A 15357-nucleotide genomic window follows, 5' to 3' on the forward strand; every position below is an offset into this window, starting at 1 on the left:
AGTTTCAGTTTCGTTTCATCTGGCCGGTCATCTTCCTTGCCTGACGGGGAGAGGAAAGTCCCCCTCCCCCGGTTTCCTTACTTAAATTGGGCCTTTGCATCGGATTCAGGATAAATCGTTTTGGGAATTCCTTCCTGCCATTGAATCAACACCGGATACACATTCTTATTCCATCCGGTCTGGTCAAATTCGATATTGCCGCCCGGCATGATGTTCCCTTTATCATCTTCTTTTAATTGCAGAGAAGCTAAGGCTTCACGGATTTTTTGCGGGTCTGTGGACGCCGCTTTTTCAATCGCATGTGCGATGACCCACGTAGCCGAATAAGCTTCACCGGAATGTTCTGTGATAAACTCGCCGTTCTTTTCGGTGTAGCGCTTGTTGATATCCTCAATACCCGGTTTGTTCAGGTCCAGGTTCCAGGAGGCTACGGAAACAACGCCTTCTGCATCTTTGCCTAATTCCTTGTAGAATTCAGGCATCAGATAGCCGGCCCCTCCGCCAACGGTCGTAATGTTCAGGCCCAATTGTTTAACCGTTTTTTGGATCAGAATCGCATCCTGCAGATAAGAGACCGGGAACAATATTTCCGCTCCGGAAGCTTTGATTTTGTTTACCAGAGGAGCAGCGTCGGCGAAATTGGCATGATACGGCTCGGAAAGCACGACCTCAAGCCCTAATTCCTTGGCGGTTTTGCTTAGTCCCTCTGCAGTCGATGTGCCATAGCTGGTTTCTTCGAATACAATGGCAACTTTGGGTTGCTTGCCAAGCTTTTCTACGAGATACTCCTTCGCAAACTTCACCTGGGTGTTTCCGAACATGGAGCCTTTCGGTGAAATCTGGAACAAGTATTTCATTCCGCGGGATGTTAAATTATCCGATACGGAAGCGGTTACAAAAGGGATTTTTGCTCTCTCCGCCACTTCGGATGTGACCAGGGATAACGAACTGGAGTAATCTCCTGTCAGCGCCGATACCTTTTTGTTTTGAATCAGACGCTCCGTTGCCGATTTTGCCGTTTCCGGTTTGTCACCCGGATCTACGATTTCCAATTTAATTTTGGCGCCGCCAAGCGATTTAATTCCTCCGGCCGCATTAATATCTTCGGCAGCCAGTTCAACCGCCTTCAAGGCTGCGCCGCCTAAACGGGCCAAGCTTCCCGATGTGGGATAAAGCACCCCAATCAACACTTCATCCGCTTTCGCGCCTTCATTCGACGCCCCTCCGGCAGCATTCGGAGCGGAAGAACCCGAGCTCCCGGCACCGCATGCCGCCAAGCTTGCTGCCAACAGACCGGCAAGCGATACTGCCGTTGCTTTCTTAAACCACATTTTCATTCAGAACCCTCCCCAATTTTTGGTCTGCTTGATCTTTATCTTTATTACATTGGGCTGCGAGATGCATAAGACCCAAAGAATAAATTCGTTCATCCATTAATCTAAGATTGGGAGAAACCTGAGGAGCGAATTCCATTTGATCCAATACATTTTTTTTCAAATCGATCCCCGGAGCAATCTCGATGAGCTCCATTCCCTGATCCGTCAGCTGAAACACCGCTCTTTCCGTTACAAAGAGAACCGATTGTCGATGAGCCGTTGCAAACTTCCCGTTGAAGGTAATCTGCCGGACCATGTGAACGAACTTTTTCACTCTTCCTTCGCGCTTGATCCGGACCAGGCCGTTCTCCACTTCTATGACAAGCCCGCCTGTGGTAAAGGTGGAACAAAATACGACCTTTTTAGCGGTTTGGGTGATATCGATAAACCCCCCGCACCCCGGAGAACGATGTCCAAACTTGCTTACATTCACATTCCCCTCACGGTCGATTTCACCCGCCCCCATAAAGGTGATATCTACGCCACACCCGTTGTAATAATCGAACTGGTATGAATTGTCAATGATCGCTTCGGCATTTTTAGCTACGCCGAAATCGCCTCCGCCAATGCTTATCCCGCCAATGCTTCCCACTTCAATGGACAAAGAGAGCTGGCTGTCCAGCTTCTCCTCTCCAATGATGGCGCCAATCGAATCTCCGGGAATACCCACGCCCAGGTTCACGGTATCCCCGGCGTTCATCTCCAGCACGGCTCTTCGACCGATCAGCTTTTTCATATCGAGGTCCGTTACAGGATGAGAACTGCTGTAAGGCTCTTGTATTGTTCCTAACAAGTACGGATTATAATAGTCGGATGAAGTCATCCGGTGATTCTCCAACGGATTTTGGCAAACGACGACTTCATCAACCAGAATACCAGGGATAACCACTTCCTTCGGTGGCAGCGAATGGCCTTTAACGAGCCGCTTTACTTGAAAAATGACCCTGCCGCCGGATGCTTTTACGGCTTGAACAGCCGGCATCACTTCCAGTTTGACGCATTCGTCTTCCATTGTGATATTGCCGAACTCATCTGCCGTGGTCCCCCTGCCAATGTACAAGTCAAAGGTCAGGCTTGGATAAAAGAGATACTCTTTTCCATGCAGCGTATAATTCTGAACGACTTCAAAACCGCTATCCCGGGCCTTCCGGTTCATCTTCCCTCCCTCAAACCGGGGATCGACGAAGGTTGCAAGTCCAATCCTGGACAGTACCCCCGGCTTTCCTGAAGCGGCCGCCTTGTACATGGAGAGGATCTGGCCCATAGGAAGGCAGAAGGCCTCCACCTGGTTTTGATGGATGAGATGTTCTAATTTTGGGGATAGCCCCCAATGAGAACCGATAATTCTCTTGAGCAGCGGGACGTGCGCCAAATGCTCCATGCCTCGCTTTGTATCGCTTTGGCCGGCCGAATGAACGAAGGTCAAATCCCTTGGAGAGCCTGAGTCCAGAAAGCGCTCCTCGATTTTTTGATAAATTTCCTCCGCCACTCCGATTAAACTGAAACCGGTGCTAAGGATCGTGCTGTTGTCTTTCAAGCTCGCCGCCACTTCCGCAGCGGTTGAAACTTTCACCTTCCGGGTCAAAGCACCATGCCACCTCCGATATTGATCACTTCACCGGTAATATAGGAAGCCGTGTCCGATGCCAAGAAGGCAATAAGGTTGGCTACATCTTCAGGAGCGCCCGCACGGCCCATTGGAATTTTGGAGATCATCAAGTCCCAAACCTTATCCGGTACGCCCCGGGTCATATCGGTATCGATGAATCCGGGGCAGATGGCATTCACGGTTACGTTATATTTGGCCAGTTCCCGGGATGCCGTCTTCGTCAAACCGATTACCCCTGCTTTGGAGGCGGCATAGTTCGCCTGCCCAATATTGCCCATCCAGCTGGACGAGGAAATATTGATGATGCGACCGCTTTTTTGTTCTCTCATCTGAATGCTCGCAGGCTGCATCGTGTTGTAGGTTCCTGTCAGATTTACGGCAATCACCTCATCCCACTGCTTACGCTCCATTTTGTGAAGCATGGCATCCCGGTTAATGCCGGCATTATTGACGAGAATATCCAGCTTTCCGCGCTTTTCTGCGGTTTTCTCAATCAAGGCGCGTGCCGCATCCGCATCCGCGACGTCTAGCACGAAATAGTCGGCTTCCAATCCTCTTTGGCGAAGCTCGGACACCGTCGCGGACGCGATCTCTTCGCTAATATCGCAAATGGTTACCGCTGCACCCAGCTCGGCAAGCTTCACCGCGATCGCTCTTCCGATGCCTCTGCCCGAACCGGTTACAATTGCTGATTTTCCTGTTAAATCAATCATGCCTATCTCTCCTCTATCGATTTTTTATTTAGTATTGTAAACGGTTGAGGCCGGCCTTCTTGAAATCAGGCCCTCTCGAATAGCGTAGCTACCGCCTGGCCTCCGCCGATACACATGGTTACCACTCCGTATTTGGAGGCGCGCCGTTCCATTTCGGCCAGTATTTTCACTGTCAGGATACAACCGGTTGCTCCAATCGGATGTCCAAGAGCAATGGCTCCGCCGTTCACATTCACTTTGAGCGGATCGATCTCCAAATCCTTGATCACGGCCACCGCTTGTGATGCAAAGGCCTCATTCAGCTCCAGCAAGTCGATATCCTGCAAGCTTAATCCCGATTTTTGAAGCAGCTTCTTCACAGCGGGGGCCGGTGCAAAGCCCATGATTTCGGGCTCAACGCCAGCCATTGCCTGCTCGCGTATGTAGGCCAGCGGTCGCAGCCCTAACTCTTTTGCCTTATCGGCGCTCATCACGACGACGGCTGCTGCGGCATCATTGATGCCGGACGAATTGCCTGCGGTGACGGTTCCGCCCTCCTGGAAGGCCGGTCTTAACGCAGCCAGCTTTTCCAGCGTCGTCCCTCTTCTCGGATGCTCGTCGGTATCAAAGACAATCGCTTCGCCTTTGCGCTGCGGAATTTGAACCGGTACGATTTCCCCCTTGAATTTCCCCTGGTCGATGGCTGCTGCGGCCTTCATCTGGCTTTCAAACGCAAACTGATCCTGCTCCTCACGGGAAATATTAAAGCGCTTGCTGACAATCTCTGCCGTCATGCCCATGGGGTAATTCCCGAATGGATCGGTTAAAGCGGTTAATAATCCGTCCTCCAATTGAGAGTGGCCGAAGGTGTAGCCATATCTCGCTTTTCTTACATAATATGGCAATTGGTCCATGTTCTCCGTACCGGCGGCGACAATAATTTCCGCTTCTCCCGCACGGATCGCTTGAGCGGCACTGTTGATCGCCTGCAGGCCCGACCCGCATAAGCGGTTTACGGTATAGGCATTGCTATGGGTCGGCAGCCCGGCCCGAAGTGCGGCCATCCTTGCTATAAAAGCGCTTTCAGCAACCTGACCGACACATCCGACGATCACATCTTCAACCCATTCAGGCGACACCTGGGCACGCTTTAATGCTTCCTTAATTACGATAGCTCCCAGGTCCGCGGCGTGAACATCTTTCAGCGAGCCCCCAAAGGTTCCTATCGCCGTACGCGCTGCACCTACGATAACAACATCCTTCATTTTTTTCCCTCCAGAAAGTTTATTATGAAGCGACAGCCAGCTTTAAGCTGAGCTGCCGCAGCTTTCGCGTACAATCAATGACGGAGTTAATATAATTTGCCGGTGATGAATTTCATTCTGATTCTCGATCATCTGCAGCAGGAACTCCATCGCATTTTTCCCCATCTCATAGGTAGGGTGAGCAATGGTGGACAAGGGAACAATAAAGTTTTCAGAGAACGGGTTATTGTCGTTTCCCATCACCGCTATATCATCGGGAACCCGGATACCGGCCTCCCTCAAAGCCTTTACCGCACCGAAGGCCACGAGATCGCTTGCGGCACAGATGGCGTCCGGAAGCTCTTTCACTTCGCCAAGCATTTTCTTTACATTGGCATAGCCGGATTCCTGGGTATAATCCCCATGAAAAATAAGGGTATCGTCGATCGGGAGCCCGTTCTGGTTCATTCCGCTGACAAAGCCTTCCCATCGTTCCCTTGCTGTTGAAACCTGTAAATCACCGGATAAATAAGCGATCCTTTTATGCCCCTGCTTAGCTAAATGTTTTACGGAAAGCTCGGTGGCCAGCGGATTGTTGATTCCCACATAATTTTTATCATAAGCAGGCGGCTTCCGGTTAAGCAGCACATATTTTAACCCCGTGCTCTCCACTTTTTGCAAGTCCTCTTGACTCGAGATATTGGCCAGAAGCAAACCGTCCACCCGCTTTTCCACCATCAGGTCCAGATAGGTGAGGAACCTTCCTTGCTCGTTGGAGGTGTTGCAAAGAATCAGACTATAGTTATTTTGGATGGCGGCATCATCCATCCCTTTGATGATTGTCGGATAGTAAGGGTTTAAAATATCCGACATGATCACGCCTACCGTGTTGGTGCTTTTCAATTTCAAGCTTCGCGCCACTGCATTCGGCCTGTAATTTAATTCCTCGATTGCTTTATTGACTCTATCCGTAAGCTCGGGGCTGACATATGCGGATTTATTGATTACTGCCGATACGGTCGCAATGGAAACCCCGGCCATTTTTGAGATATCTTTCATCGTCGCCATCGCCTAACCCTCCGATCAACCAGCTAAACGTTTAGCTAAACGTTTAGCTAACAAATTAAAAAATCAAACAAAATAGCGTTTTTTCACCCTATAACTTTCCATGCCCTATGGCAAATTAAGCGTAATCAATCCCATATTTATCGATCGTATAAAACCTGAATATAAACCTGTAAAAAACCTAATAAAATTGTTAACCAGCCTGGAAACGCTGCCCGAATAAAACCGCTGATAGATTTGAGCTCTTCTCAGCGAAACGTTTAGCTGATTTCTACTGCCATTATAATCAATCCCTTTATAAAATACAACATGTTTTTTCCATATTTTTTTTGCAATTGAACGTTTCAACCGAACGCAAAAAGAAGGATTCCTTCGAACCCCCGGATTGACTGGTTTTCGTTTAGCTTCATGCCTGCAGGTTTCCTCCGTTATTCGCTCCACTCCTTGCTGCAAGGATTATACTATCGCTCCCTCTTCCCATGCAAAGTAAATACCGATGCGCTGTCATCATCTCCGCAGCGCATGCATATATTTATTCGTGTTCAACAGACAGGGTTACCGTAGAATGCAAAAGGAAAGGGATGGGTGATATTTCATGTGGGAAAGCGTGCTGAAGAAGGATCAGCTGGAATTACAAATGAACTCGAATGACAAATCGATCCGGTTTCGAGTATCCGAACAGAAAGAGACGGCAGAACGCATCGAGCTGGAGCTCAACCAATCGGAAATGTTTGAACTTCTTCATGCCTTTTTAACCATTAACCGCTCCTTCAACAAGGAGACGATGTATTATGACGAGGCCGTTCAGGCCTGATTTCCTATGCCGCCGCAAAGGCAGTCCGGGACGGGAGAGCCATTCCGGGCTGCCCGTTTTTTAGATTTACACCGTTCAGGAAGCCGGCCCGCAATGGGGATATCATTATCAGCTTATCCGGCTTTCAAATGCCCGTCAGGCTTCAGGATGCTTTTTCCGGCCGATAAACCCCTCATGCCAGCCGTGGTAATGTGTAATGCGCTCTTCCCCCTGCTTCCAGCAGATCAGCACTTCCTTCCCGTCCACTACCGCTGGAAAGTCAAGCAAACCGGGATTGATCATCTTCAGAAGAACGCCTTGCCGGGTGAAGTTCTCTATGAAAAGATCCACTTCGATCCGCATAAATTCAAGCTGACTTTCATCCTCGAAAAACGGGTCCTTCTCATCCTCCGTATGTATGAAATGTTTGTGCAGCGCCTTTTTCTTCTGCAGCTCCTGAAACTTGTCCTCAAACTGTCTTGTTAATGCCTGCAGCCGCAGCAGATCCTCGATCAATCGCGGCAGCATCGCGTTCGCCTCGCTCAAGGTAAATCGTTTATTGATCATAGCATCTTCACTCCCCGTCCCTTATCGTGTAATCGTGTATTGCCGGTCGTTCGTTCCTTCCGTCGAATAGACCCGCTCCTTGACATAAATTTCTTTATCCGTCATCAATAAAACGGTGGAGCTCCTGGTTCCATAATGTTCACTTTGAATAAAAACAGGAGAAAGTAGGCGTTCCCATTCCAGGGAAATTCCTGTATCGGGAAGCAGGTCATCCGAAACGGGATCATCCTGCCGGAGCAAAGCCAAAATCCGTTCTGCCATATCCCCCCGGCCTCCGTTTATGATTTCAGCCAACCCTTCTTTCCCGCGCCGAACCTTGGGCCAATCGGTATTTAACAAGTGATTGCTGAGACCATAAATACCCGGACCCACCTTTTTTACCTTATTCTCGATATTGGAATAGTAATACAGCTCATCCGCATCCCCAGCCAGCAAATTATAGCCCGGATAACGATCGCGCTTTTTCGCCGCTTCAAGCATGTAAGACTCAGGGTCCTGACGATCCTTCAAAAAACCGGCAACCAGCTCCCCACGCGAGCGTTTCCCCTCCAGCACTTCCTTCGGGTCGCGATAATTCGTTAAAGCCGCAAAACGTCCGGCGGTGGTCACCCCCATCCACGTCCCCATTTTGGACAAATCCCGGCCGGCAAGGATATGAGGATGGTCCTCCCAATAATGAACGGGACTTGTCGGCCGATCGTAAAATTCATCACGATTGGCGGCAACGATCAGCTTGTAGGTTTCGTGTGCATGATAAGCAAACAAAATTAAACACAATGTCAAATCCCAGCTTTCATCTTTGTTGTTTCTTCTGTATCTTCAGTTTAATAAAGATAGGGTTATTTTACAATGAACCTTCCCTATTCCATCCTCCTGCCCTGCATATGCAAAAAAGAGACCTTTGAAGGTCCCCTTTTCCCGCAGCCGGTAACGCTTAATTCACCAGGCTTTGGTATAAGCCGGCGTACTGCTGAGCCGATTTGCGCCAGCTGAAATCTTTCTTCTTGATATTGCTAATCAAATTCGCCCAAACGTTAGGGTCGCGGTACAGCTTGACTGCACGCTCCACCGTATACAGCATGTCATGCGCATTATAATGGGTGAAGCTGAAGCCTGTACCCTCTCCCGTCTTATCGTTGTAAGGGATAACCGTGTCGCGCAGTCCGCCGGTTTCACGAACGATCGGAACGCTGCGGTAGCGCATGGCGATCAGTTGGCCGATGCCGCAAGGCTCGAACAGCGACGGCATCAGGAAGAGATCCGAACCCGCATAAATTTGCCTCGCAAGTCCTTCATCGAATAAGATTTGCGCGGACAGCTTGTCTTCAAAAGCATTGGCGGCCCAGCGGAACAATTGTTCAAAACGAGGCTCTCCCGTACCCAGAATGACCCACTGGGCATCCAGCGACATCAGCTCGCCGATGACCCGGTCGATCAAGGCAAGCCCCTTTTGATCCACCAGCCTCGTCACAAGCGCAATCAGAGGAATCTCTTTGTTTACAGGAAGTCCGAGTCGTTCCTGCAGCTTTACTTTATTTTGCTGTTTCTTCGCTAACGAATCGCGGTAGTTGATCTCCACATGAGGGTCCGTCATCGGATCGAATTCCTCATAATCGAGCCCGTTCAAAATCCCCGTCAGCCGGTGCGACTGGCTGCGCAGCAGACTGTCCAGATGTTCGCCGTAATACGGCGTTTGGATTTCTTCGGCGTAAGTCGGGCTGACCGTGGTAATGAAGTCGGAGTACAGCAATCCGCCTTTGAGAAAGCTTGCCCCTCCGTGCTGCTCCAGCGCATATCCATGGAAATGCTCGTCCCCCAAAGAAAAGTAATCCTTACATTGCTCTTTGCCGAACACGCCTTGATATTTCAAATTGTGAACCGTTGCAACGGTCTTCAGATGAGCATACGGCGGCTGGTAGCTGAAGTGGGCCCGGTACAGCACGGGGATCATCCCGGCTTGCCAATCGTGGCAGTGGATAATGTCCGGAATAAAATCGATGTGCTGCAAGGCATCCATCACCGCCCGGCAATAAAAGGCAAAACGCTCGGCATCGTCACCGTAGCCATAACAGCCATTGCGCTTGAAATAATATTCGTTATCGACAAAGTAAAAAATAATGCCCTCGTGCTCCAGCTTCAAGATACCGCAAAACAACGATCTCCAGCCCATCTGCAGTTCAAAGACGGCGACGGACTCCATCTTTTGCACGAAATGCTGCGGGATACTCTCATATTTGGGCAGGATGACACGAACATCAAGACCTTGCTTTGCAAGTGCCTTGGGCAACGAGCCGATGACATCGGCCAGTCCTCCCGTCTTGATAAAAGGTACGGCTTCAGATGCGGCAAATAACACTTTCATGGCTTCCTCCCACTCCTTTAATTTTAGGCGGTCCGGAAAATAGGGCGAATCGGAGGTGACGCCTTATCCGGCAGCAGCCGCTGTAAAGTACGCTCCTGTCGAGCAACCGGCATCACGCCCATCAACCGGACACGCCGCAATATCCTATATCACCTTGGTTTTGGAAGCAATAAACGGTGCTTGTTTGTCACCCGTTAGCACACGGCCTCTGCTGATAAAAACATCTTTGTCGAGAATGGCATTCTCAATGATGACATTCTCTTCAATCTCGCAGTTTTGCAGAATGATGCTGTTCTTGACGTATGCGCCCTTGCGGATTTTGACTCCGCGGAACAAAATGCTGTTCTCCACTTTGCCCTCGATCACGCAGCCGTTGGCAATAAGCGAATTCCGGGCATGAGCGTTCTCTGCGTATCGGGCAGGCGGTTCGTCTTTGACCTTCGTGTAGATCAGATTTTTCTGGAAAAACAGCTCCCGCCAGACCTTCGGATTCAGCAGCATCATGCTGTGTTTATAATAGCTTTGAATGGTGTTTACGATGCCGGTATACCCCTCGTGCAAATAGCCGTAAACCCGCAGCTTGCCGATATTTTTCATAATGCCGTCCCGCACAAGATGGTCATACCCCTGGGCAAGGCAGGATTCGACCATGTCGAGCAGCAGCTCTTTGCTCATCACATACGTTTCCATCGAGATGTTGTCGGTCCGAAGACGTCCCGAATAATCCTCGATCACCGTCACCTGCCCGTCATCCTTGACGGCCAAACGGCGGTGTTTGGCATACTCATCGCTCGCCGTTTTTGTATAGATAACCGTGACGTCAGCGTCCTTCTCCAGGTGAAAATCCAACACGGTATTATAATCGATATTGCATACGATATGGCTGCGGGAAATCACCACATATTCCTCACGGCCGCGGTAAAAGTAATCGCGATGACTGTAAAACTGGAACAAATCCCCCCGGGACATTCCAGTGGTCTCATGAAGTATGGCCGGTAAAATAAACAAACCGCCGCGCTTCCGATCCAGGTCCCATTCTTTGCCCGAACCCAGATGGTCCATCAAAGAACGGTATTTGTGCTGTGTGAATACAGCTGCATTCTCAATCCCCGAGTTCACCATGTTCGATAAGGTAAAATCAATCAACCGGTATCTCGAACCGAACGGCACCGAGGCAACGCAGCGGGAATAGGTCAGTTCCTCCAAATCATCCGGTTCGTTGACCAGATTAATCACGCCCATCATTCGCTTCATGCAAAATCACCTCTCACCGAAGAAGTAGTCATCCTGATGCGTTCGTTACTGCCGATCAGAATGATGTCCTGATCGCCTTCCTCCTGAGGTTGCCCGATGACGCAGCCGTCCTCCACCAGCGTTCCTTCACCAATAATGGATTTATAAATCTTTACGTTATTCCCGATCTTGACGTTCGGCATAATGACCGAATCCTTAATCAAACTGCCTTCCCCTATCTCCACTCCATAGAAAAGCACAGAATGATCCACTTCACCGAATACACAGCAGCCTTCGTTCACCAGCGACCGTCTGATCTGCGCCGTCGGCGCTACATACTGCCCGGGCTGAAGCGGATTGACCGAGTAGATGCGCCACTCCCTGTCGTTGAGATTGAATTCGGGTTCATTCTCAAGCAGATCCATATTGGCTTCCCACAAACTTTGAACGGTACCGACATCTTTCCAATACCCCGCAAAAGGGTAAGCCATCATCCTCAAATTGTCGCGCAGCATAGCGGGGATGACATCCTTGCCGAAATCTTTGCTGGATCCGGTATCCGCCTCGTCCTTGATTAAGTATTCCTTTAACACCTGCCAATTGAATATGTAAATGCCCATAGAAGCGAGATTGCTCTTCGGCTCCTCCGGCTTTTCAACGAATTCGATAATGCATTGATCCTCATCCGCGCTCATAATGCCGAAGCGGCTGGCCTCCTCCCATTTGACTTCAATCACGGCAATGGTCACGTCCGCGCCCCTGCGCTTATGGAAATCCAGCATCACATCGTAATCCATCTTGTAGATGTGGTCTCCTGAAATGACCAGGACATACTCGGGATCGTACTGCTCGACAAACGAAATGTTGCGGTAAATCGCGTTCGCGGTACCTTTGTACCAATCTCCTCCGCTTTGCTCCATATAGGGAGGGAGCACGGTAACCCCGCCGTTCTTGCGGTCGAGATCCCACGGCGTTCCGATACCGATATAGGTATTCAGCACAAGCGGCTGGTACTGCGTCAGCACGCCGACGGTATCGATGCCCGAATTCGTGCAGTTGCTCAATGTGAAGTCGATAATCCGGTATTTTCCCCCGAAATGCACCGCCGGCTTGGCCAGCTTGTTCGTCAACAATCCTAGACGCCTTCCTTCGCCGCCTGCCAGCAGCATGGCTACACACTCTTTTTTACGCATCGGCTCTGCTCCTTCCTCGATTGGCTTTCGAACGCTTCCGCTTGATTTTGATCGGTTTGAAAATCACCGTAGCCAGCGGCGGCAAACCTATATGCAGACTGTCCGGGCGGTCATGCCAAGCGATTTCCTCGGTTTTCAGCTTGCCGGAGTTGAGCTTGCCGGAGCCTCCGTATTCGCCCGCATCGCTGTTGAACAATTCCACATATTCACCGGCATAAGGAACGCCGATTCGATAGTGTTCATGGTAAACCGGGGTAAAATTGCTCACGATGACAAGCACATCCTCAGGATCACTGGACTTCCGCATAAACGTGGCGACACTTTGCTTCTGATCGTGCGGATCGATCCAGGCGAATCCTTCAGGCTGATGATCTAGCTCCCATAAGGCCGCTTCCCGCAAATACAGGTGATTGAGGTCACGAACATAGCGGTGCATGCTGAGATGGCTGTCATAGCCGAGCATCTCCCAATCGAGATCTTCTAAATCCTTCCATTCGTCAAATTGACCGAACTCACCTCCCATGAAAAGTAATTTTTTGCCCGGATGAGACATCATATAGCCGTATAACACCCGCAAGTTGGCAAACTTCTGCCAGTAATCGCCCGGCATTTTGTTAAGCAGCGATTTTTTGCCGTGCACCACTTCGTCATGAGACAGCGGCAGCACATAATTTTCGGAGAAAGCGTACATAAAGCTGAATGTCAGCAATGAATGGCTGCCGCCCCGGAAGTACGGATCCATTTCCATGTACTTCAGCATATCGTTCATCCAGCCCATGTTCCATTTATAGTTAAAACCCAGGCCGCCGTCATGAACGGGAGCTGTAACGAGCGGCCAGGCGGTGGAATCCTCAGCCATCATCAGCGCATGCGGATCATAACCAAAGACGGTACGATTCAATTTTTTTATAAATTCGATCGCTTCGGGGTTCTCGTCCCCTCCGTGGGTATTCTTCACCCACATTTCGCGCGGTTTACCGAAATTGAGGTACAGGAGGCTGGCCACGGCATCCACCCGCAAGCCGTCTATATGATAGATATCCATCCAGAACAAGGCGTTCGAGATCAGAAAACTGACCACTTCCGGCTTGGAGAAATCGAAGGAGAGCGTTCCCCACTCCGGTTTGTCGGCGCGTGCAGGGTCATTGTATTCGAAAAGCGGTTCTCCATCGAAGCGGCGAAGGCCATGGTCATCCTTCACGAAGTGCCCCGGCACCCAATCCATAATTACCCCGAGCCCCGCTTGGTGGCAGCGGTCTATAAAATACATGAAATCCTTCGGCGTTCCGAACCGGCTCGTCACCGAGTAGTACCCTGTCGCCTGGTAGCCCCAGGAACGATCATAGGGATGCTCGGCCAGAGGCAGCAGCTCGATGTGGGTATATCCCATATCTTTTACGTATTCGACCAGATCCTCGGCCAGTTCGCGATAGGTATAGTAGCTTCCGTTCGGCTTTTTCTTCCATGTGCCCAGGTGAACCTCATAGATGTTCATAGGGCCATGAAAGGCCGATGTGGTCTTTCTTTTCTCCCTCCACGCCTGATCCGCCCATTCGTAACCTTCGAGAGATGCGATGCGTGATGCGGTTCCCGGCTTCACTTCAGACCAGAAGGCATAAGGGTCTGCTTTGTGCAGCGTCGCGCCTCCCGAAGTCGCAATTTCGTACTTGTAATAATCCCCCTCTTTGACAGCGGGCACAAACAAGGACCAGACGCCCCAGAGGCTGATTTTTTGCATAACGTGTTTGGAGCCGTCCCAACGATTAAAATCGCCAACCACCCTCACTTCCCGGGCATGCGGCGCCCAAACGGAGAAACGTACCCCCGAAACGCCTGCCTCTATCGTCAAATGGGCGCCGAGCATGCGGTAGCTCTGGAATAAATTGCCCTCATGAAATAAATACAAATCCTCCGGACCGGGGATCAAGCTCATTACCATTCATTCATCCCCTTTTCGTTTCATTTCTGTGTTCGATAACACCCCTACTGCATCTTTGAAAAATCACTTTCCTGATTTCGATTATTCTGCATAAAGATTGATAAAATGTAAGGAAATGTTTACGTAAGGAGCTGCACCTGCTGATGAATCCGCGGCATGGGCTTGCCGATTCAAACGATAAGTGAGAGGAACTCAGATTGAAGTATATTGCAACAAGCTCAAAGATATGTTTGAAGATGCGCTGAACGAAACCATGATAAAAAAGGAGAGGGATTCATGAGATACAGATATTTTCCCGGAAACGCTTCTTTTTTTACGCTCCGATGGATTCGGCCGTCCGAATCGTGTAGAATGTGAAAATGGATAACGGCTCAGGCCGGTTAAGCATAAGAACATAAACAAAGGATGGTCGCAATTTATGTATGCAGCACAAGATTGGAAAGATTACGAGCTTATCGATACCGGCGGAGGCGAGAAGCTGGAACGGTGGGGCAGCATTATTCTGAGACGTCCCGACCCGCAAATCATATGGCCTTTGGCCAAGGAAACCGGCGTTTGGCGCAATGCCGACGCACACTATCACCGCAGCTCCAGCGGCGGCGGCCGTTGGGAATACAAAAACGACATTCCGGAACGCTGGACCATATCTTATCACGGACTTTCCTTTCACATTAAACCTACAAGCTTCAAGCATACCGGTCTGTTTCCTGAGCAGGCGGTGAACTGGACCTGGATGATGGATAAGATACGCAGTGCCGGAAGACCGATCCGCGTGTTGAATTTATTCGCCTATACCGGAGGGGCATCGGTAGCGTGCGCTTCAGCGGGGGCTGAGGTATGTCATGTGGATGCATCCAAAGGCGTCGTGCAATGGGCCAAAGAAAATTTGCAGCTTTCAGGCCTCGGCCATCGTCCGGTTCGCTTCATCACCGATGACGTGTTCAAATTCGTGCAGCGGGAGCAGCGGCGCGGAAGCAAGTACGATGCCATCATCATGGATCCTCCTTCCTACGGCCGCGGCCCGAACGGCGAGACGTGGAAGCTCGAAACGAACCTGTACCCGTTTGTTGAATCGTGCATGAACATATTGACGGACAAGCCGCTTTTTTTCCTGATCAACTCTTATACGACAGGCCTCTCGGCTACCGTGCTCCATAACATTTTGTCGTTGTCGCTCGGACGTTCTTACGGTGGAACGATATCGTGCGGCGAAATCGGTCTGCCGATTACCGCCACCAAGCTTACGCTCCCCTGCGGAATTCTTGGCCGATGGGAGGCGTAACG

13 protein-coding genes are annotated in these 15357 nt (G+C 50.3%); 2 read left to right on the forward strand and 11 right to left on the reverse strand.

All coding sequences use genetic code 11. From position 1 onward, the window contains the following. Positions 1-77: 77 nt before the first annotated feature. From NR121_RS15380 to NR121_RS15400, 5 genes are all read right to left on the reverse strand, one after another. Positions 78-1337: an ABC transporter substrate-binding protein gene (locus NR121_RS15380; protein ID WP_062408813.1), complete on the reverse strand. Its 1260-nt coding sequence runs from the start codon at positions 1335-1337 to the stop codon at positions 78-80. Beyond that, positions 1321-2961: an acyl CoA:acetate/3-ketoacid CoA transferase gene (locus NR121_RS15385; RefSeq protein WP_256831440.1), complete on the reverse strand. Its 1641-nt coding sequence runs from the start codon at positions 2959-2961 to the stop codon at positions 1321-1323. The genes NR121_RS15380 and NR121_RS15385 overlap by 17 nt, the downstream gene beginning before the upstream one ends. After that, positions 2958-3698 (reverse strand): 3-oxoacyl-ACP reductase FabG, encoded by a 741-nt coding sequence (gene fabG / locus NR121_RS15390; RefSeq protein ID WP_062408814.1) that lies wholly within the window; start codon positions 3696-3698, stop codon positions 2958-2960. Before fabG ends, NR121_RS15385 begins: the two co-directional genes overlap by 4 nt. Positions 3699-3763: 65 nt before the next feature. Next, positions 3764-4942 (reverse strand): thiolase family protein, encoded by a 1179-nt coding sequence (locus NR121_RS15395; RefSeq protein WP_256831441.1) that lies wholly within the window; start codon positions 4940-4942, stop codon positions 3764-3766. A 42-nt stretch (positions 4943-4984) separates the two neighbouring features. Continuing rightward, positions 4985-5989, reverse strand: coding sequence for a LacI family DNA-binding transcriptional regulator (locus NR121_RS15400; protein ID WP_054817801.1), 1005 nt, complete (start codon positions 5987-5989; stop codon positions 4985-4987). A gap of 592 nt (positions 5990-6581) precedes the next feature. Here NR121_RS15400 and NR121_RS15405 point away from each other — a divergent pair. Then, positions 6582-6800 (forward strand): hypothetical protein, encoded by a 219-nt coding sequence (locus NR121_RS15405; protein ID WP_054817799.1) that lies wholly within the window; start codon positions 6582-6584, stop codon positions 6798-6800. Positions 6801-6935: 135 nt separating this feature from the next. Here the strand turns inward: NR121_RS15405 and NR121_RS15410 are convergent, their stop codons facing one another. The 6 genes from NR121_RS15410 to glgB all read right to left on the reverse strand — a co-directional run bounded on the left by NR121_RS15410 (position 6936) and on the right by glgB (position 14067). Beyond that, complete coding sequence (locus NR121_RS15410) at positions 6936-7346, reverse strand: DUF2203 domain-containing protein (protein ID WP_054817798.1); 411 nt, start codon at positions 7344-7346, stop codon at positions 6936-6938. A 21-nt stretch (positions 7347-7367) separates the two neighbouring features. Beyond that, complete coding sequence (locus NR121_RS15415) at positions 7368-8129, reverse strand: NRDE family protein (protein WP_306274552.1); 762 nt, start codon at positions 8127-8129, stop codon at positions 7368-7370. A gap of 151 nt (positions 8130-8280) precedes the next feature. Then, on the reverse strand, positions 8281-9708 hold the full coding sequence (gene glgA, locus NR121_RS15420) for a glycogen synthase GlgA (protein WP_256831442.1): 1428 nt from the start codon (positions 9706-9708) through the stop codon (positions 8281-8283). Between the two features lie 144 nt (positions 9709-9852). After that, the gene (gene glgD, locus NR121_RS15425; protein WP_074726826.1) at positions 9853-10962 is read right to left on the reverse strand and encodes a glucose-1-phosphate adenylyltransferase subunit GlgD; all 1110 of its coding nucleotides are present in this window, start codon (positions 10960-10962) and stop codon (positions 9853-9855) included. Beyond that, positions 10959-12134 carry a glucose-1-phosphate adenylyltransferase gene (locus NR121_RS15430; protein WP_062408818.1) on the reverse strand — a complete coding sequence of 392 codons (1176 nt, stop codon included), beginning with the start codon at positions 12132-12134 and terminating at the stop codon, positions 10959-10961. Before NR121_RS15430 ends, glgD begins: the two co-directional genes overlap by 4 nt. Further along, positions 12127-14067, reverse strand: coding sequence for a 1,4-alpha-glucan branching protein GlgB (gene glgB, locus NR121_RS15435; RefSeq protein WP_256831448.1), 1941 nt, complete (start codon positions 14065-14067; stop codon positions 12127-12129). Before glgB ends, NR121_RS15430 begins: the two co-directional genes overlap by 8 nt. Before the next feature lie 424 nt (positions 14068-14491). Between glgB and NR121_RS15440 the strand changes: the two genes are divergently transcribed. Beyond that, a complete protein-coding gene (locus tag NR121_RS15440) occupies positions 14492-15355 on the forward strand; it encodes a class I SAM-dependent methyltransferase (protein WP_054817796.1) in 864 nt (287 codons plus the stop codon). Positions 15356-15357: the final 2 nt, after the last annotated feature.

The organism is Paenibacillus sp. Pae15 (assembly GCF_024519685.1).
Lineage (GTDB): Bacteria > Bacillota > Bacilli > Paenibacillales > NBRC-103111 > Paenibacillus_G > Paenibacillus_G naphthalenovorans.

Bases quoted from the DNA above. Each gene is read 5' to 3' on its own strand.
- glgD (WP_074726826.1), bottom strand. From the start codon at position 10,962: ATGAAGCGAATGATGGGCGTGATTAATCTGGTCAACGAACCGGATGAT.
- NR121_RS15440 (WP_054817796.1), top strand. From the start codon at position 14,492: ATGTATGCAGCACAAGATTGGAAAGATTACGAGCTTATCGATACCGGC.
- NR121_RS15410 (WP_054817798.1), bottom strand. From the start codon at position 7,346: ATGATCAATAAACGATTTACCTTGAGCGAGGCGAACGCGATGCTGCCG.
- NR121_RS15395 (WP_256831441.1), bottom strand. From the start codon at position 4,942: ATGAAGGATGTTGTTATCGTAGGTGCAGCGCGTACGGCGATAGGAACC.
- NR121_RS15380 (WP_062408813.1), bottom strand. From the start codon at position 1,337: ATGAAAATGTGGTTTAAGAAAGCAACGGCAGTATCGCTTGCCGGTCTG.
- glgA (WP_256831442.1), bottom strand. From the start codon at position 9,708: ATGAAAGTGTTATTTGCCGCATCTGAAGCCGTACCTTTTATCAAGACG.
- NR121_RS15405 (WP_054817799.1), top strand. From the start codon at position 6,582: ATGTGGGAAAGCGTGCTGAAGAAGGATCAGCTGGAATTACAAATGAAC.
- glgB (WP_256831448.1), bottom strand. From the start codon at position 14,067: ATGAGCTTGATCCCCGGTCCGGAGGATTTGTATTTATTTCATGAGGGC.
- fabG (WP_062408814.1), bottom strand. From the start codon at position 3,698: ATGATTGATTTAACAGGAAAATCAGCAATTGTAACCGGTTCGGGCAGA.
- NR121_RS15400 (WP_054817801.1), bottom strand. From the start codon at position 5,989: ATGGCGACGATGAAAGATATCTCAAAAATGGCCGGGGTTTCCATTGCG.
- NR121_RS15430 (WP_062408818.1), bottom strand. From the start codon at position 12,134: ATGCGTAAAAAAGAGTGTGTAGCCATGCTGCTGGCAGGCGGCGAAGGA.